Raw genomic sequence first — 15,586 nt, forward strand, 5'->3', positions numbered from 1 at the left:
ACCACATCATGTTGACGGGGCATAACAAACTAATTCGTCGACTATGACACACTGTTGAGTTCTCAAGAATCAATCGCCCCCGCCCCTCGGCCTCTCGACCTCGGTAGCGGTGCTGGTTAAGCTTAGCAGATCGTTTCCCGCCGGAGTAATTCCGGCTTGTTCTCCGCTTTCAGCTGCTGGTGAAACTTAGCAGATCGTTTCCCGCCGGAGTAATTCCGGCTTGTTCTCCGCTTCCAGCTGCTGGTGAAACTTAGCAGATCGTTTCCCGCCGGAGCAATTCCGGCCTGTTCTCTGCATTCTCTCGACAATTCTGCCTGGGTCGGATCTCCAAGGCCGCTGTCGCGCGCTCTTGTCGACCTCTTCCGAGGTGTCTTGCGAGAGGTGGTTGTCGGGATCGGGAGCCCGGCCTGACCGGCCTTGCTCCCCGGCGTCACCGGGCAACGAGGTGAAACAGTAGGCGAACTCCCACGGCCTTGCAAATCAATCGGCTGTGACGGCGGGCACAATCACGTTTGCCCAGGTCAGAGGCGCTTTTCAGCGCACTTCGACGCCGGCGACCTTCTTCTTGCCCCGTCGCAGCACCAGCCATGCGCCGCCCAGGAGGTGCTCCGGGCCGGGAACCAGCTCGGGGTCCTCGACCCGCACGTTGTTGAGGTAGGCGCCGCCCTCGGCGATGGTGCGCCTGGCCTCGCCCCTGCTCTTGGTCAGCCCGGAGAGCACGAGCAGCTCCACCACGCTGGGCAGCTCGCCGCGCGACACCTGCACGCTGCCGGCCTCGCGGAGGGCGCTGCCCAGCGCGTCGCCGGAGAGGGTCGAGAGGTCGCCGCCCCCGAAGAGGGCCTGGGCGGCCGACTTGGCCGCCTCCGTCTCGGCGGCCCCGTGGACCAGGGTGGTGACGTGGTCGGCCAACGCCTTCTGCCCGGCGCGCAGGTAGGGCTGCTCCCGCGTCTGCTCCTCCAAGGCCTCGATCTCCTCGCGGGAGAGGAAGGTGAAGATCCGCAGCAGCTCTCCGACCTTCTCGTCCTCGACGTTGAGCCAGAACTGGTGGAAGGCGTAGGGCGACATCATCTGCGGGTCGAGCCACAGGGCGCCGCCCTCGGTCTTGCCGTACTTGGTGCCGTCGGTCTTGGTGACCAACGGGGTGGCGAACGCGTGGGCGCGTCCCCCCTCGGCCCGCCGGATCAGCTCGACGCCGCCGGTGAGGTTGCCCCACTGGTCGGACCCGCCGAACTGGAGCACGACGCCGTACTCACGGTGCAGGTTGAGGAAGTCCATCGCCTGCAGGAGCACGTAGCTGAACTCGGTGTAGCTGATCCCGGCCTCCAGCCGGGACCTCACCACGTCGCGCGCCAGCATCCGGTTGACCGGGAAGTGCTTGCCGATGTCGCGGAGGAAGTCGATCGTCGACAGGGACGCGGTCCAGTCGTAGTTGTTGACCATCGTCGCCGCGTTCGGCCCCTCGAAGTCGAGGAAGGGCTCGATCTGCGCGCGTACCCGCTCCACCCACTGCTTGACGGTGTCGAGCGAGTTGAGCGTGCGCTCCCCAGACTCCTTCGGGTCGCCGATCATGCCGGTGGCGCCGCCCACCAGGGCGAACGGCGTGTGGCCCGCCTGCTGCAGCCGGCGGGCAGTGAGGATCTGGACCAGGTTGCCCATGTGCAGGCTGGGCGCGGTGGGGTCGAAACCGACGTAGAACCGGACGCTGCCACCCGCCAGGGCCTCGCGCAGCGCGTCGAGGTCTGTGGAGTGCGCGATCAGTCCTCGCCACTCGAGCTCGTCCAGGATGTTGTCGGTCGACACGGTGTTCCCTTCTGGTGTGGCCGGCGTCTACTCGTCGGCACACCCACCTTGCCAGACCTCCTGGGCCGGCGTCGCGCCGCCTAGGGTGGGCCGGGTGAGTGCAGACAAGTACGTCCGGGAGACAGAGATCGGCCGTGGCGGCATGGGCACGGTGTGGCTCGGTCGGGACACCGTGCTGGGCCGCCCCGTGGCGCTGAAGCGGGTGGGCGTCGTCCCCGGTGGCTCCGAGCCCGACCTCGAGCGGGCCGAGCGCGAGGCGCGTCTCGCCGCGGCGCTCAACCACCCCCACGTGGTCGCTGTCTTCGACCTGTTCGCCGAGGGCGACGAGCACTGGCTGGTGATGGAGCACGTCGAGGGCGACAGCCTCGCCACCCGGATCCGCCGCGACGGCCCCCTCCCCCACGAGAGCGCCGCGTCGGTCCTGCGCCAGGTCGCCGACGCGCTGGCCGCCGCCCACGCCCACGGCATCGTCCATCGTGACGTGAAGCCGTCGAACATCCTCGTCACCCCCGAGGGCCACGCCAAGCTGACCGACTTCGGCATCGCCCGCGCCGAGGCGGACGCCTCGCTGACCCAGACGGGACTGGTCACCGGCTCGCCCGCCTACCTGTCTCCGGAGGTCGCCTCCGGCGCCTCGGCCACTCCGGCCAGCGACATGTGGGCCCTGGGTGCCACCGCCTTCCACGTCCTGGCCGGGCGGCCGCCCTACGACGTCGGTGACAGCGTCCTGGGCGCCCTCTACCAGATCGTGCACGAGGAGCCTCCACGTCCCGAGGACGCCGGTTGGCTCGCTCCGCTGCTGGAGCACACGATGGCGACCGACCCGGCGCAGCGGTGGACGGCCGTCCAGGCCCGCGACTTCCTGCTCCGTGGCCCGGCCTCCGAGCAGCCGACCGCTCCCCTGCCTGCGCCCGAACCGATGCCCGAGCCCGCCTCCGCACGTCCGGTCCCCGCCGCCCCGGCCGAGCACACGTCCGCCTTCCCCCCGGTGGGCGGCGCCCCGGTCCCGGGCGCAGCGGCGCCGCGTGCCGGGGATCTGGAGACCCGGTCCCGCCCCCTGCCCGCCGTCCTGCTCTGGGCGGGTGGCAGCGTCGCGGTCCTCGCCCTCCTGGTCGGTGGCTTCTGGCTGGGCAGCCGCGGCGGCGACGACAGCGCGCCACCGTCCGCCGAGCCCACCTCCGAGTCGGATGCCGGCACCTCGCCGACTCCCTCCCCCGAGACGGTGGCGCCCTCCCCGGCTGCCCCGGACCCGGCGGCCATGGAGGACTTCGTCTCCGGCTACCTGGACACGGTCACCACCGACCCCCGCGCCACCTGGGAGCAGCTGACCCCCCAGTTCCAGGAGGCGAGCGGTGGCTTCGGGCGGTACAGCGGGTTCTGGCGGACCGTGGAGGACGCCGAGGCGGTCGACGTCGAGGCGGACCCCGAGCAGCTGACGGTGACCTACACGGTCGACTACGTGATGAAGAACGGCAGGCGCACCACCGACTCGGTGACCCTTCAGCTCGAGCAGGTCGACGACGGCTTCCAGGTGGCCGGGGAGTCCTGATCACTCGCTGAGCCTGGGCCCGTCACGCCCCTCGCGCACCACGCGCACCAGGGGCTAGGGGTGTCGAACGGCTGCATTCGCCGAACGCACACGGAAGTCCCGGTGCTCGCGCGTGTCGGTGCCAGTGGTGGGTACGGAAGGACTCCCCAGTGAAGGAGGCACCCATGACCACAGGACAGTTCCCCGGGACCCCAGGGTTCGACAGTGCGGGTGACCGGGACCATCCCACGACCGACGAGTCGGGCTCGGGCTCAGGCTCGGGGCTCAAGGAACAGGCACAGAACGTGGCCGGCACCGCCGGCGAGCAGGGCAAGCAGGTTGCCGACACCGCAAAGACGGAGGCCGGCCAGGTGGCCGCCGAGGCGAAGAGCCAGTTCATGGCGCTCTTCTCGGACGCCACCACCCAGATGGATGACCAGGCACGGTCGCAGAAGGATCGCCTCGCCGAGACACTGCGTACCTTCGGCGACGACCTGGGCTCCATGGCCGAGCAGGGAGGCGGCCTCGCCGCCGACCTCGCCCACGAGGTGGCCGACCGGGCACGTGACCTCTCGACCCGGCTGCAGGACAAGGAACCCCAGGACCTGCTGGAGGACGTGCGGGCCTTCGCCCGGCGCAGGCCCGGCACCTTCCTGGCCGGCGCCCTCGCCGCCGGCGTCGTCGCCGGGAGGATGGCGCGTGCTGCCAAGGCGGCCAGGGACGGCGCCGGAAGCAACGGCGGCACGACGGTGCCGACAAGCACTCCCGACACCGCGTTCGGCGGCACCGTCCCGGCCTACTCCAGCGGCGCGCCCGCCGACGTCGCCGGGTCCTCCACCGCCACGTCGCCGGCTGCCGACGCACCCACGTACGGGGCGCCCGGCGTCGCGTCGCCCTCCGGGTCCGGCGAGACGCTCGGAGATGCCACCGCGATGCCCCCTGGCGCCTCGCCCGGCCCTGTGCCCGGTTCGGACCTGGGAACCCCGGGAGCCAGGCCATGACCCAGCCCGACCTGCCCGCTGCCACGCCGACCCCGCCGCCCCCTCCACCAGGGGGGGCCGGGACCACGGAGGGCACCAGGTCCCTGGGCGACATCGTCGGTGACATCAGTCGGGACCTGAGCGCACTGGTGCGCCAGGAGTTGGACCTGGCGCGCACCGAGCTGAAGCAGGAGGTCACCAAGCTCGGCAAGGGTGCGGGGATGTTCGGCGGAGCCGGGGTCGCCGGTCTCCTGACCTTGATCTTCCTCTCCCTCGCCCTGGTGCACCTGCTCGACAACTGGTTGCCGGCCGAGCTGGCGGCGTTGATCGTGGGCCTGGTCTGGGCCGCGGTCACGGCCGTACTCGCTCTGCGCGGCAAGCAGGAGATCAAGGAAGCAAATCCGGACCTGCCCAACACGCAGGCGAGCCTGAAGGAGGACGTCCAATGGGCGAAGGAACAGAGGAGCTGAACGTCAAGGAAGCCGAGATCGAGCGCACCAGGGTCGCCTTGTCCCGCGACCTGGACGAGCTCGGCGACAAGGTGAGCCCCCAACGCGTGGTGGAGCGCCGTACCGAGGCCGTCAAGGGTCGCCTGGGCTCTTTTCGAGACAGGGTGATGGGATCCGCGCCGAGCCTCGGGGGCGGCAGCTCCGGGTCCTCGGGCAGCTCGATCACCGGAACGGTCGCAGACTCGATGAGCAGCGTCCGCGACTCGGTCGCCGGCACCGCGCAGGGAACCGCGAGCACGGTGCAGTCGAAGACCACGGGCAACCCGCTCGCTGCAGGTCTCATGGCCTTCGGGGCAGGCATGGTCATCTCGGCACTGATCCCCGCCAGCGAGAAGGAGGCGCATCTCGCCCAGCAGGCCACCGACGCGGCGAAGGAGCACGGGCAGCCGCTCATGGACGAGGCCAGGTCGGTGGGCCAGGAGGTGGGGCAGAACCTCAAGGAGTCGGCCCAGCAGGCGGCCGAGGGGGTCCGTTCCACGGCCCAGGAATCGGTCGAGCACGTGAAGGAGCAGGGTCAGTCCTCGGCGAAGGCGGTCAAGGACGAGGCTCCGGGAGGCTGACGGTTCCCGGGCACGGCGGCCCAGGCACACGAGCCTGGGCCGCCGACCTACTCAGCGACACCGGGTCCGTCAAGTGAGTGGGGCGGGTGGGGCTCGAACCCACGACCCAAGGATTATGAGTCCTCTGCTCTGACCGGCTGAGCTACCGCCCCTCGTGCGCGGATGAGCCTATCCTCGAACGATGGAGCGTCCGGAGCTGAGCCCGCTGAACGAGGAATGGGGCCGCATGCTGTGCGTGGTGGCCCACCCCGACGACATGGAGTTCGGCGCGGCCGCCGCCGTGGCCCGCTGGACCGGTCAGGGAAAGCAGGTCGTCTACTGCATGGTCACCAGCGGGGAGGCCGGCATCGACGCTCTGCCACCCGAGGAGTGCCGACCGGTCCGCGAGGCCGAGCAGGTGGAGTCCGCCCGTCTCGTGGGGGTGGAGACCGTCGACTTCCTCGGGCTGCGCGACGGCGTCCTTGAGTACGGCGTGCCGCTGCGGCGGGAGATCGCGGCGGTGGTCCGCCGGCACCGCCCCGACATCGTGGTCACGGGCAACTTCCGCGACACCTGGGGCGGCCGCAACCTCAACCAGGCCGACCACATCGCGGTGGGCCGGGCGGTCGTCGACGCCGTGCGTGACGCCGGCAACCGCTGGATCTTCCCCGAGCAGGTCGACGACGGGCTCCAGCCGTGGGGCGGCGTCCGGGAGGTCTGGGCGTTCGGGTCGCCCCAGGCCACTCACGCGGTCGACACCACGGCGACGTTCGAGGCCGGCGTGGCCTCCCTGGAGGCCCACGCCGCCTACATCGAGGGCCTCGGCTGGGAGAACTGGGACGCAGCCGAGTTCCTCGAGGCGATGGCCCGGCCCACCGGCCAGTCGCTCGGCGTGACCTACGCGGCCCCCTTCGAGGTCTTCCCCATGGGTTGGGGCGACTGAGCCCACCGGAGCGCCACGACGCTCAGGGGGGTGTCAGGAGCTCGGCCGGCACCCACTCCTCGACCAGCGACCACCGCTGCGGCCGCAGCTCGGCGGCGTAGACCACCCGCCCCTCCCAGCGGCCACGATCGGCCCGGCGCCACTCCAGCAGGAGGCCGGGCCTCGGCCGGGGCCCGTCCACCGGCACCGTCACCCAGCAGTGGCGGGCCGGCGACCCCGCTCGGCTCTCCGGAGGCCGGCCTCCGGGGCTCCGAGGGTCGACCCCGGCGTCCCGGGGGCTCGCCGGAGACCCCGGTTCGCCCGCCCGCACCCGGTCGCGCAGCGGGATGCCGCTGCCCGATCCGTATCCACCACGAGCCATGTCTCATTAGAACATGTGTTCGAACCGCAGGCGACGGCGCGCACCCCACGGAGTCCTACGGCCGGGCGGAGCGGTGGCTGCTACTCGTCCCCTCGCAGGGTGAAGGAGCGGAGCCTGTCCCCCGCGAACCAGACCGAGCCCAGCGCCAGCACGGCAGCGGCCCCGAGGGCGTAGCCCAGCCCCACCTCGGGCGACACCAGCGCGCCGCTGACCGAGTGCGCGACCTCGCGCCCCCAGGCACCGACCGAGACCCAGCGGATGCCGACGAACAGGTTGCCCAGCAGCCCCTCCCACAGCAGCACGACGAGCAGGCCGAGGACGACGGCGTGCCTGGTCAGCGCGGCCAGCCCCAGGAAGAGGCCGGTGTAGGCGGTGGCGGCGACCGCGCCGCCAGCCGCCCAGGCGAGTGCGAGCCGGGGGTCGGAGTCGTCGAGCACGAGGCTGCACGCCGCCAGCGGAAGGGCCCCGAGCACCAACGCGCTCGACCAGGCCACGACGAACTTGCTGAAGGCGATGGCGTGACGGTCGACCGGCTTGGCCAGCAGGTAGACCACCGAGCCGTCGTCCACCTCGGGGCCCAGCACGGCCGATGCGGCCAGCAGCGCGATCAGCGGGAGCGCCAGGGTGTAGCCCAGGTTGAGGACCGCCTCGTGCCCCACCCCCTGGCTGGTCAGCAACCGGATCACCGCGGCGAGGAGGAGGAGCACGACCGGGATGGCCAGGAGAACGGCGCCGCGCCGCCGCCCCAGCAGGGCCTGCACCGAGAGCCGGACGATCGTGGGGTTCACGGACGACCTCCGACCAGGTAGGCGAAGACGCTCTCCAGCGAGTCGTCGGTGGGGGCCAGCTCACGGATCCGGACGCCGAGCTCCCGCGCCAGGACGGGCAGCCGCAGCGCGAACGTCCCGAAGTCGGAGACCGCGACGTCCAGGCCGCCCCGGGGACGCACCGACACCGCCACCACGGACCCCTCCGCGATCAGGGCGCTGGCCAGGGTCCGGTCCTGGTCGCTGACCACGATGTAGCGGGTCGGGCGGTCGGTCATCAGGCGGCGGATCTGGCCGAAGTCGCCCGAGGCCGCGTGCCGCCCGGAGACCACGACCTCGATCTGGCGGGCCACCTGCTCCACCTCCTCGAGGATGTGGGAGCTGAAGAGCACGGTGCGTCCCTCCTCGCCCATCCGGCGCAGCAGGCTCATCAGGTGCATCCGCTGGCGCGGGTCCACCCCGTTGAACGGCTCGTCGAGGAGGAGCACGCTCGGGTCGTGCACCAGCGCCGAGGCCAGCTTGACCCGCTGCCGCATCCCCTTGGAGTAGGTGTCCACCCGGCGGGCGGCGGGCTCGACCATCTCGACCGTGTCCAGGGCCCGCTCGGTGGCGGCCCCCGGATCGGGGAGCCCGTGCAGCTCGGCGTTGGCGCGCACGAATTGCCGACCGGTCAGGTAGCCGAAGCTCAGCTCGCGCTCGGGGACCAGGCCGAGCGTGCGGTAGACCTCGGTGTTGCGCCAGATGCGGTCGCCGTCCAGGCTCACCTGTCCGGCCGACGGGGCGAGGAAGCCGGCCATCATGGCGATCAGGGTGGTCTTGCCGGCCCCGTTGGGGCCGAGGAGTCCGGTGATCCCGGGCCCGACCGACATGGTGACCCCGTTGACGGCCACGACGTTGCCGAACCAGCGGGAGACGCCGTCCAGCGTGAGGGTGCTCATGCGCCGGCCACCTTGCGGTAGCGCGCGACGAGGGCGGCCAGCAGGCCCAGCGAGGACCCGGCCAGCACCACGACGTAGAGCACCTCCATGGCGGTGTCGCTGGGGGGCGTGACTCCCCCGCCCTCCACCCAGGCGCTGACCAGGCCGCGGTAGAGCGAGTACGGCGACAGCAGCCCCGCCACCTCCCCCACCCGGTCGGCGTCCTCGAGCGCGGCGACCCCCTGCACGGCGCTGACCAGGCCGTTGCCGACGAGCAGCACCGCGATGGTGCCGACGACCGCGAAGCCCCGCCGCGTCGACGACGCGGCGATCAGCGAGGCCACCGCGGTCAGCGAGAGGGCAAGGAGCAGAGCCAGCAGGACCGCCAGGGCCGCGTCGCGGGTCTGGTCGACGAAGTCGAGCTCCCCCAGGAGGGCGACCACGTAGAGCACCACGACGGGCAGCAGCAGGAAGATCAGGGTCGCCGCCAGCAGCGAGCCCGCTCGGCCGAGCGCATAGGTGCTCGGTCGCAGCGGCCGGGCCAGGTAGAGGGTGATGCTGCCGTGGCGCAGGTCCCGGGAGAAGAGGACCGGGGCCTGAGCCGCGACGAAGATGCCCAGCAGGACCTGGGTGGTCGACGCATAGGCGGCGTAGCCGATGGGCAGCTGGTCGAGCCCGACGAAGACCAGGATGCCGGCCACCACCGCCGCCGGCAGCAGGTTGAGCCCGAGGAGCACGAAGGGCAGCACCTTGGAGCGGCCGGACCGTCCGATGCCGAAGGCGTTGCGCAGCCCCGTCACGACCAGCGCGCGGGCGATGGCCCCCTCCCCCAGGCGGGGTCCCCGGTAGGGGCGGTAGCCGAGGTCGTGGATCACCCCGCGGGTCTCCCCGCCTCCGCCGCTGCTGGTCATGAGCCCACACCCCTCATCGCGAAGACGTCCTCGATCCGGTGGTGATCGGCCTGCACCCTGACCAGACCCACCCCGAGGTCGCACGCCAGGTCGCGCACCAGGTCGTGGAGCTCCCCCCGGTCCGGCGCCGACTCGATCACCAGCAGCCGGCCACGCGGCCGGACCGTCAGGCCCCGGGAGGCGAGCGCCTCCCCCATCCGCCGCTGGGCATCGTCGCCGAGCACCTCGACCAGCACCGAGCCGGTCGCGTCCAGGAAGTCGCCGGTCGCCGACGCGCGCAGCAGCCGGCCGCCGTCGAGGACGACCACGTGGTCGCTGACCCGCTCCAGCTCACCGAGCAGGTGCGAGGTGACGAGGACCGCGATGCCGAAGTCCTTGCCGATCCGCTCCACCAGGCCGAGCATCTCGTCCCGGGAGGCCGGGTCGAGACCGTTCGTCGGCTCGTCGAGCAGGACCAGCCGGGGGTCGTGGACCAGCGCCTGGGCGAGCTTCGCCTTCTGCTTCATCCCCGTCGAGTAGCCACCCATCGGGCGGTAGCGCTCCTCCGCCAGCCCGACGTGGCGCAGCACCTCGGCGGCACGCTCGCGGGCCGCGACCCGGGGCAGGCCCGACATCATCGCCAGGTGGACCACGAGGTCGCTCGCCGTGACGTCCGGCGGGAGGCAGTCGTGCTCGGGCAGGTAGCCCACCTGGGCCCGGACGTCGCGCCCCTCGGTGGTCACGTCGTGACCGAGGACCCAGGCCCGACCCGACGTGGGCGGGGTCAGCCCCAGCAGGATCTTGATCAGGGTCGACTTTCCCGCGCCGTTGGCGCCGACGAGACCGGTGACCCCGGTCCCGATCTCGACCGAGAGCGACTCCAGGGCCCGGACCTGTCCGTAGTGCTTGGTCAGACCGTCGACCCGGACGGTCGCCTCCCCTTCGCCGGGCCGCTCCCGGCGCTCGGTCACGGCTCCTCGACCCGTCCCGGCGCAGGCGGCGCCTGACCGGAGGGGTCCTGTCCCCGTGCCTGGCCGTTGACCTGACCGTACTTCGTCTGGGCGTACGGGTCCTGGCCGTGCGGGGTCTGGGCGTACGGGGCCTGGCCGTGCGGGGTCTGGCCGTAGGGCGCCTGGCCGTAGGGCGCCTGGCCGTAGGTGGGCTGGCCGTACGGGGCGGGGCCGTAGGGCGGCGCCTGCCCGTACGGCAGCGGGACGGCCTTGGTGCGCGCCATCTCCCGCTCGCGGGCCAGGTCGCTGCTGCGGATCGTGTCGACGATGATCGGCGCCAGTCGGGAGTCGAGGGTCATGTGCTCGTAGGCGTCGTGCCGGATCTGCTCCACCAGGGCGTCCAGCCGCCGGACCTCCTGCAGGGCGAAGTGGCCGGAGTGCCGCTCCTTGCGCCCGCGGGCGAACCAGCCCACCGTCATGCCGATCACGAAGGGCGGCCCCAGGAAGAAGATCATGAAGGCGCCCAAGCCGAGAAATGCGCCGTCCATCGTCTCTCCTCCCCGGTGCGCGACTCTGTGGCGCGCGACTGTGACCCAGATCTTACGTGCCGGGCGTCACTTCCGGACCCGCACCACCGCCCTGACCGTGTCGAAGGCCTCCGGCGTGCCCGGCCACACCGACTGGAGCGAGAGGGTCGGGGTGGTCCCGGGGCGCGCACCGGAACGGACCTTGACCAGTGCCCGCAGGGCAAGGGTGCGGCCCGCACGGATCCGCACCCGGTAGCCGCGCGAGGAGCGGACCCGCTTGGTCACCTCGGTGCTCCCCTGGAACCAGCGGACCTTGAGGCCGCGTCCCTCGAGCGCGCCGCGCAGGCGATAGCTGCCCGCGACGCCGGTCCGGTCGGTCACCCGCACGTGGACGCTGCGGCGCCCCCCGCGCCCCAGCGTGGTGCGCACGGTCTGGCTGTGCCCCGTCGCGTCGTGCACCCTGCCCCCGAGGAACCCGCCGCGCTCGCCCACCCGGACCCGGGCGTCGGCCAGCAGGTCGCTGGCGCCGATGGTGAGCGTGAGGCGCTGGGGATGGCCGAGGCGGACGCCCTCGGAGGCGCGCAGGGCCAGGTGGATCTTCTCCTCACCCTCCGGGACCGCGTCGTCCAGGACGGTCAGCGGGATCGTCCGGACCGACTCCCCCGCCCCGAACCGCAGGGTGCCTGGGGTGAGGGCGTAGTCCTCGCCGGGGGTGGCGGTGCCCCCGACCACGTCGTAGGCGACCGAGGACGGACCCGAGGACGCGAGCACCCGCACCGGCACCTCCAGCACCTGGCCGACCTCGCTCACCGTCGCCGCGGCCTGGTCGAAGGCGACCTCAGGTGCGCTCATCCAGTCGATCCGCTGTGTGAGCCACCGGTGGAGGAAGTCCACCTCGCCGTCGAAGTCCTCGGCGTGGACCGCTCCCGGGATGGCGGCGCCGGCGGTGTGCCACAACGACCAGTCGGCGAGCGCGGAGGGCCGCACCGCGTCGGCCACGGCCGGGATCTGCGCGACCAGCTCCTCCACCACGGGACGCAGCTGGAGGATCCGGTCCTTGACCTGACGCGAGAAGGCGGGGTCCTCCATCAGCCGGGAGATCCAGTGCCGACCCTCGCGGGTGTGCCACCCCTGGGGCGTGGTGGCGCCGTTCCACCGGGTGCCGGCGCTCTGGTCGAAGTCCCAGAGCGGACCCATCCCGATCAGGCCGTCCGGCGTCCAGGTGACGTAGACGCTGGAGTGGAAGTTTGAGTCCTGGTTGCGGAAGAGCTCCTCGACCACGTACCAGTCGACGAACGAGGCCACGTCGACCAACGGGGCGTAGCCGCGCACCGGGTCCGCGAAGTCGTCACCGTAGAGGACGTCCTCGAAGGCGTTGACGGCCTTCTTGACCCGCCGGCTCGCGCGCCGGGTCAGCTCGTCGGGGTCCTTGAACGAGATCGGCGTGCGACGGCGGGTCCGGAAGCCCGGGTCGCCGCTGGCCCGGAAGCGCTGGTCGACCTCGAGGAGGTGTCCCTCGTCGGCCAGCGCCACCCGGTCGGGCGACTGCTCGACCTGGTCGGTGAGGAGGTACAGACCCACCGGGCGGCCGTTGAGGACCAGGTCGACGAACCTCGTGTCGGGGGTCCAGGCGAGCCTGGTGCGCCGGCCAAGCTGGAACGCCAGGTGGTTGCGCAGCGCGCTGCGGTCCGCGTAGTCGGCCAGCAGCACCCACTCGTCGTGGGCCGGCATCCCGAGCAGGCTCGCGGGCGCCGAGAGCTTGATCTTGTAGGGCTTCTTGTCCCACTTCCAGGTGGAGTTGCCCCGCCCCTTGATCTCCAACTCGTAGGGGACACCGGCCAGCTGCATGGTCCCCTTGACGTAGTCGTCCTTGCTCACCACCGGCGCCCCGCCGCGGGTGTCGACGGCCAGGGGCTGGGGGGCCGCCGGAACCGCCCAGGCGGCGTCCGCCGCGTCCCGTCCCCCTGACGCCGCCCGCTCCCCCGGCACGGCGGCCGCACCGGCCGGGATTCCCAGGGCGAGGACCAGCAGGCCCCCCACCACTCCGCGGACCGGGCGTGATCGTCGTCCGAGCATGTTCTCCCCCTCGTGCCGCGCGCACCTCGACACGGGCGTCGGCTGCGGCAGGGCACACCCTGCTCCTGCGCCCCGGATCGCGCAAGAGGCCCCTCGTGCCGGTGGTCCTGCGAGACGCGTCGGACACACCCCAGGCACGCAGAGAGCCCCTGACCTGTGTGCAGGTCAGGGGCTCTCGTCGGCTCCCCCGGTTGGACTCGAACCAACAACCCTCCGGTTAACAGCCGAATGCTCTGCCAGTTGAGCTACAGGGGATCGGCCGCTCTGCGAGCGGCGCCAGAGAAGACTAGCAAGCCGGTCCCCACCGGGCGAATCCGGCCCCGGCCCCGCCGTTCAGTCCAGCCCGACCTCGGCCTGCATCCGAGCCAGGGCGTCCTGGGCGACCCTGCTGACCTCCGGGTCCTCGGGGTCGACCCCCTCGTCGAACTCGTAGACCCACTGCACCTGCGCGCGGCCACCCGGTGCGCGCCGGGCGATCACCCGGATCCCGCGGCGTCCCCTCACCGGGACGTGCCGCTGGAGCACCACGCTGGCCGTCACCCGCTCGCGCACGAGCTCGAGCAACCGCCCGGGCTCGGTCAGCGTGAGCTCGTGGGCGACCCGGGGCTCCCCCCAGGAGCCCACCTCGGTGAGGCGGAAGGTGTCGGACTCCGCGTCCCAGTCGGCGGCCTCGACCTCTTCCCACGCCACCCTGCGGGCCGGGACCGGCGACCCCGCACCGGTGGGGCCCTCGGTGAGGTAGAACGCGTCCCGGGTGCCGGCCGCGACGCGCCCGTCGGCGCTCACGGACCAGGCCAGGACCTTCTCGCCGGGGAGGACGCGGACCGCGACGGGAGGCCGTCGGCGCCGGGCGGGCTTCAAGGAGAGCTTCACCCGCTCAGGCTCCCACGGCCTTGTCGCGCAGCTCGCGACGGTGCTGCTCCAGCGCCACCAGCTCACCGAACATCCTGTTGTACTCCGTCGCGTGCTCGACCGGGTTGGTCCGCTGCAGGCGGGACTTGAGGTCGGCGATGCGGCGCATCGCGGTGAGCTCCCGCAGCCGGTAGACGTGGGCGTTGACGTAGGACTCCCCCGGCTCGCCCGCCGAGCGGACCGGCTCGACCCCCAGCTCGCTGATCGCCGAGGAGACCAGGGGGTTCTCCACCGCCCCGCGGAGCCGGGCCGCCCACCCGGGGTCGGTGGCGCCCTGGGACGCTCCCCCGGCCCCCACGATCGCCTCCCAGACGTGCCGGTAGGTCGGGTGGCTGAAGTCCTCGACGCCGATGCCGGCGACGGCACGGCCGACGGCCGAGGGGTGCTGGAGCACCAGCTTGAGGGTCTCGCGCTCGATCGAGAAGCGGGGGTCCCGCAGGTCGGGGACGTCGGGCCGCGGGCGGGCCGGACGGCCGACGGCCCCTTCGCCCCGGGCGCCGGCCTCCCCGCGCCGGTCGCCGCGGCGCTCACCCGACCGGTCGTCCGAGCGACCGCGGGCAGACGCCCGGCGGACCTCGGCCCGAGCCTCGTCCACGTCGATCCCGATCATCGCGGAGAGCTCCCGGGTGAAGGCCTCGACCTTGGAGCGGTCGCGGATGCTGGAGACCAGCCCGGCCGCCTCGCGGAGCGCGTCGACCCTGCCGTCCGCCCGGTCCAGGTCGTAGCGGGAGGTGATGTTGCCCAGCACGAAGCGGTAGAGCGGCTGGCGGCGGGCGACCAGCTCGCGCACCGCGGCGTCCCCCTCCGCGAGGCGCAGGTCGCACGGGTCCATGCCCGAGGGCTCCACGGCCACGTAGGTCTGGGAGACGAAGTTCTGGTCGCCGCCGAAGGCACGCAGCGCGGCCTTCTGGCCGGCGGCGTCGCCGTCGAAGGTGAAGATCACCTCGCCGCGGAACTCCTCGTGGTCGTGCAGGAACCGCCGCAGCACCCGGGCGTGCTCGTCGCCGAACGCCGTGCCGCAGGTCGCGACCGCGGTCCCGACGCCGGCGAGGTGGCAGGCCATCACGTCGGTGTAGCCCTCCACCACCACCGCCTGGGAGCTGCGCGCGATCTCCCGGCGGGCCAGGTCCAGGCCGTAGAGCACCTGGCTCTTCTTGTAGATCGGGGTCTCGGAGGTGTTGAGGTACTTCGCCTCGATCCGGTCGTCGTCGAAGATCCGGCGGGCACCGAAGCCGATGGTGTCGCCGTTGGCCTCCCGGATCGGCCACATCAGTCGCCCGCGGAACCGGTCGTAGGCCGACCTGCCCACCGCCACCAGGCCGGAGACGGTCATCTCCTCCTCGGAGAACCCGCGCTGGCGCAGCAGCTTGGTCAGCTCCTCGCCGCCGCGCGGGGAGAAGCCGACGCCGAAGAGCTCGGCCGCCTCCTGGTCGAAGCCGCGCTGGGAGAGGAACTGGCGCGCCGCCAGGGCCTCGGGGCGGGAGAGGTGGTCGGCGTAGAACTCCTGGGCGACCTTGTGCGCCTCGAGCAGCCGGCCCCGGGCCGGGCCTCGGGGGCGCTGCTGGGCCGGCCCGTCGCCGTCCTCGCGGCGCAGCGCGACGCCGTACTTGTCGGCGAGCTGCTCGACGGCCTCGGAGAAGCCGAGCCCGTCGACCTTCATCAGGAAGCTGATGACGTCGCCGCCCTCCTGGCAGCCGAAGCAGTGGAAGAAGCCCCGTGACGGCGTGACGTGGAAGGAGGGCGACTTCTCGTCGTGGAAGGGGCACAACCCCTTGAGGGATCCGCCCCCGGCCTTGCGGAGCGTGACGTAGGAAGCGACGACGTCGTCGATCCGAGCCTTCTCGCGCACCTGCGCGATGTCGTCTTCTCGAATCCTGCCGGCCACGG

General features: G+C 72.2%; 15 protein-coding genes and 2 tRNA genes. 5 read left to right on the forward strand and 12 right to left on the reverse strand.

The window, feature by feature from the left end; all coding sequences use genetic code 11:
• Positions 1–534: 534 nt before the first annotated feature.
• Complete coding sequence (gene tyrS / locus AC4BG9_RS17435) at positions 535–1,800, reverse strand: tyrosine--tRNA ligase (RefSeq protein WP_490572390.1); 1,266 nt, start codon at positions 1,798–1,800, stop codon at positions 535–537.
• Between the two features lie 94 nt (positions 1,801–1,894).
• Between tyrS and AC4BG9_RS17440 the strand changes: the two genes are divergently transcribed.
• The 4 genes from AC4BG9_RS17440 to AC4BG9_RS17455 all read left to right on the forward strand — a co-directional run bounded on the left by AC4BG9_RS17440 (position 1,895) and on the right by AC4BG9_RS17455 (position 5,377).
• Positions 1,895–3,349, forward strand: coding sequence for a serine/threonine-protein kinase (locus AC4BG9_RS17440; RefSeq protein ID WP_490572391.1), 1,455 nt, complete (start codon positions 1,895–1,897; stop codon positions 3,347–3,349).
• A gap of 164 nt (positions 3,350–3,513) precedes the next feature.
• Positions 3,514–4,329, forward strand: a complete 816-nt coding sequence (locus AC4BG9_RS17445) for a hypothetical protein (protein ID WP_490572392.1) — start codon at positions 3,514–3,516, stop codon at positions 4,327–4,329.
• A complete protein-coding gene (locus AC4BG9_RS17450; protein WP_490572393.1) occupies positions 4,326–4,778 on the forward strand; it encodes a phage holin family protein in 453 nt (150 codons plus the stop codon). The genes AC4BG9_RS17445 and AC4BG9_RS17450 overlap by 4 nt, the downstream gene beginning before the upstream one ends.
• Complete coding sequence (locus AC4BG9_RS17455; protein WP_490572394.1) at positions 4,754–5,377, forward strand: DUF3618 domain-containing protein; 624 nt, start codon at positions 4,754–4,756, stop codon at positions 5,375–5,377. Before AC4BG9_RS17450 ends, AC4BG9_RS17455 begins: the two co-directional genes overlap by 25 nt.
• Positions 5,378–5,455: 78 nt before the next feature.
• On the opposite strand, the gene AC4BG9_RS17460 is transcribed toward AC4BG9_RS17455, so the two are convergent.
• Positions 5,456–5,529, reverse strand: a tRNA-Ile gene (locus AC4BG9_RS17460).
• A 29-nt stretch (positions 5,530–5,558) separates the two neighbouring features.
• Between AC4BG9_RS17460 and AC4BG9_RS17465 the strand changes: the two genes are divergently transcribed.
• On the forward strand, positions 5,559–6,299 hold the full coding sequence (locus tag AC4BG9_RS17465) for a PIG-L deacetylase family protein (protein WP_490572395.1): 741 nt from the start codon (positions 5,559–5,561) through the stop codon (positions 6,297–6,299).
• 22 nt (positions 6,300–6,321) lie between these two features.
• Here the strand turns inward: AC4BG9_RS17465 and AC4BG9_RS17470 are convergent, their stop codons facing one another.
• The 10 genes from AC4BG9_RS17470 to dnaG all read right to left on the reverse strand — a co-directional run bounded on the left by AC4BG9_RS17470 (position 6,322) and on the right by dnaG (position 15,584).
• Positions 6,322–6,660 carry a hypothetical protein gene (locus tag AC4BG9_RS17470; protein ID WP_490572396.1) on the reverse strand — a complete coding sequence of 113 codons (339 nt, stop codon included), beginning with the start codon at positions 6,658–6,660 and terminating at the stop codon, positions 6,322–6,324.
• Between the two features lie 80 nt (positions 6,661–6,740).
• The gene (locus AC4BG9_RS17475; RefSeq protein ID WP_490572397.1) at positions 6,741–7,448 is read right to left on the reverse strand and encodes an ABC transporter permease; all 708 of its coding nucleotides are present in this window, start codon (positions 7,446–7,448) and stop codon (positions 6,741–6,743) included.
• Entirely contained in the window at positions 7,445–8,365 is a 921-nt protein-coding gene (locus tag AC4BG9_RS17480) for an ABC transporter ATP-binding protein (RefSeq protein WP_490572398.1), read from the reverse strand. The genes AC4BG9_RS17475 and AC4BG9_RS17480 overlap by 4 nt, the downstream gene beginning before the upstream one ends.
• The gene (locus AC4BG9_RS17485) at positions 8,362–9,255 is read right to left on the reverse strand and encodes an ABC transporter permease subunit (RefSeq protein WP_490572399.1); all 894 of its coding nucleotides are present in this window, start codon (positions 9,253–9,255) and stop codon (positions 8,362–8,364) included. Before AC4BG9_RS17485 ends, AC4BG9_RS17480 begins: the two co-directional genes overlap by 4 nt.
• Entirely contained in the window at positions 9,252–10,118 is an 867-nt protein-coding gene (locus AC4BG9_RS17490; RefSeq protein WP_490572468.1) for an ABC transporter ATP-binding protein, read from the reverse strand. The genes AC4BG9_RS17485 and AC4BG9_RS17490 overlap by 4 nt, the downstream gene beginning before the upstream one ends.
• Positions 10,119–10,201: 83 nt before the next feature.
• A complete protein-coding gene (locus AC4BG9_RS17495) occupies positions 10,202–10,732 on the reverse strand; it encodes a hypothetical protein (protein WP_490572400.1) in 531 nt (176 codons plus the stop codon).
• A gap of 66 nt (positions 10,733–10,798) precedes the next feature.
• On the reverse strand, positions 10,799–12,787 hold the full coding sequence (locus AC4BG9_RS17500) for a CotH kinase family protein (protein ID WP_490572401.1): 1,989 nt from the start codon (positions 12,785–12,787) through the stop codon (positions 10,799–10,801).
• Positions 12,788–12,969: 182 nt separating this feature from the next.
• Positions 12,970–13,042: transfer RNA gene (locus AC4BG9_RS17505), tRNA-Asn, on the reverse strand.
• Positions 13,043–13,120: 78 nt separating this feature from the next.
• Positions 13,121–13,660: a hypothetical protein gene (locus AC4BG9_RS17510; protein WP_490572402.1), complete on the reverse strand. Its 540-nt coding sequence runs from the start codon at positions 13,658–13,660 to the stop codon at positions 13,121–13,123.
• A 4-nt stretch (positions 13,661–13,664) separates the two neighbouring features.
• Positions 13,665–15,584 (reverse strand): DNA primase, encoded by a 1,920-nt coding sequence (gene dnaG / locus AC4BG9_RS17515; RefSeq protein WP_490572403.1) that lies wholly within the window; start codon positions 15,582–15,584, stop codon positions 13,665–13,667.
• Positions 15,585–15,586: the final 2 nt, after the last annotated feature.

This window comes from Nocardioides sp. Z40_12 (assembly GCF_058215795.1).